The organism is Gammaproteobacteria bacterium (genome assembly GCA_003696665.1).
Lineage (GTDB): Bacteria > Pseudomonadota > Gammaproteobacteria > Enterobacterales.
Genome location: RFGJ01000413.1, coordinates 1 through 2056, shown reverse-complemented (window position 1 = coordinate 2056; position 2056 = coordinate 1). Strand labels below are relative to the sequence as shown.

The 2056-nt window shown below is 55.2% G+C and carries 2 protein-coding genes; one reads left to right on the top strand and one right to left on the bottom strand.

All coding sequences use genetic code 11. The annotated features are described in order from the left end of the window. Positions 1 to 24 precede the first annotated feature (24 nt). Positions 25 to 1737 (top strand): hypothetical protein, encoded by a 1713-nt coding sequence (locus D6694_10475; protein ID RMH40034.1) that lies wholly within the window; start codon positions 25 to 27, stop codon positions 1735 to 1737. Positions 1738 to 1777: 40 nt separating this feature from the next. Here the strand turns inward: D6694_10475 and D6694_10470 are convergent. Continuing rightward, a partial coding sequence (locus D6694_10470; protein RMH40033.1) for a low molecular weight phosphotyrosine protein phosphatase occupies positions 1778 to 2056 on the bottom strand: 279 nt, incomplete at its 5' end.

The following is a 2056-nucleotide window of genomic DNA, read 5'->3' as shown; positions in this document are numbered from 1 at the left end:
GCCAGCAAACCTCTCACACAGCAAGTGCGTGCGGTTGTGCCAGTCGAGGTGGGTACCTTTTTGCTAAACGAAAAGCGGCAAATACTCGCTCAACTGGAAAAGCGGCATCAAGTCTCAATCCTAGTGATTCCGAACCCTCACATGGAAACGCCGCATTTTTCGGTCGAACGCCTGAAGGCGGACGAAACTGCCGAAGACGCAAGCTATGAAACCATAGGCACGCCGGAGCTGCCTGAATACGAACAAGTCAGCGCCAAGCCAACCGAGCAGCCTGCGGTGAGTGGCGTGCCCACAGATGTGCCAGCGCCAACACCAAAAGCCTCCGAGCGAAAAACCAAGCCGGCGGAGCAAAAACCTTCATTGCTTGCACGCATAGTCGCCGCGATTGCCTCACTGTTCAAAGCAAAACCCAAGAAAAAGACAGCAAAGAAAAAAAATACGCGTAACCAATCAAGAAACGGTAAAGGACATACTCAGAATCGTAGTCAAAACCGCAGGCAAAATCGCGGACAAAATCGGAACCGTCGCAATCACAATCAAAAGCGTCAACAACGTCAGGTTGCGCAGGAAAAGCCGGCACAGGCACGATCATCGGCCAATGTAACAACCGAAAAAACATCTGTTGCGCCGACCGTAGAAGCAACGACGCCACCAAGGCCGCCACGCGAATCGAGAGAGGCGCGTCGCGTTCACCCCGTACCGGAAGCTGCCAAAGCCATTATCGCAGCGCAAGAAAGTGAGGCAGAGACGACAGCGACACCTGAGCCTGTCGACACAGCGCAAACGACACCGACGGCGAACGATGCCATGGCCAACACAGTCGCGCAGGATGCGGTCGCCAAACCTGAGCCTGTTGCCAATGGCGATGGTGCGCAAGCAACACCAGTGCCCCACGCCACTGTCGAGGCAGAAACGACTCCGGTGGAAGAAGTTGCCCCGCGGCCGAGAACGCGTAAGCCACCGCAATATGGCGGGCGGCGTCGACGTAGCCATGACACTACCGAAGTATCAGGTCAGCAGCCTGCTGAGGCAGCCGAAACAAAAGCCACGGGGAATGTTGCAGAAAGTAGTGATGTGATGAGTCCTGTGGTCGTGTCAAGCAAGACGGCAGACGCCACAGCATCTGGGGAAGTCGATACCAAGCCTGAACCGCCGGAGACGATTGCCGAACAAGAGGCTGAACCCTCGTCGGCGACAGAGGGTGGGATGTCCGATGTTCACAGCCAATCGGACAGCACAGGCGTCGTTGACGATAGCCCAACGCCAAATGCTGACGAAGCCACATCCGCCGTGGATGCAGTCGAGGATGAGACAGCTCAAAATGGGCCCACTTCACCCGCACCGGACGTAAGCTCATCTGAGGCGACCGTGGCCGAAACAGAAGACAGCAGCCAACCATCAGTGGAAGAGGCTGTGACACCACAAACCACAGAAAGCGATGAATCAGTGGAAGAGCACGAGGCAAGCGTCGTGGTTGAGTCTAGCACTACTGTCGCGAAACAGGAGAAGGTGTCGGTCAGTGCGGCCATTCATGAAGTGCTGCGTGGCAGCTCACCGACGGCACGACCTCGCTTCGTCGTGGAACCCATTAAAACCAGCTACGAGCGACAACCGGCCGTATTTAAAACGCCTGTCTCTGCCGATGCCGATATTTTTGTCAATGAAACGGCATCAAGTCCGGCAACCAAAGCTTCAGCGTCAAAGACAGACGATCAGGCTAACGAAAACTCGGCATGAGCCATCGGGCCGGGGCAATCACCATATTGCCCCGGCCTATTTATGTGCTGTTAAGCACCTGCTCAATAAAGGCCTGGCAGCCTCGGTCAATCAGCTGGAAAACCTGCTCGAAGCCATCCTGTCCGCCGTAGTAAGGGTCAGGCACATCGGGTGTCTGAGCTGGCTGATACCAATAGAGCAGTTTATGTATTTTATGGTGCGCTTCTGGCAGCATACGACGCGCTGAGGCAAGATTCTGATCATCCATGACCAAAATCCAGTCAAATTGATTGCCGTCTTCTGCTGTCAATTGCCGTGCGCGAAGTCCACGAATGTCGAT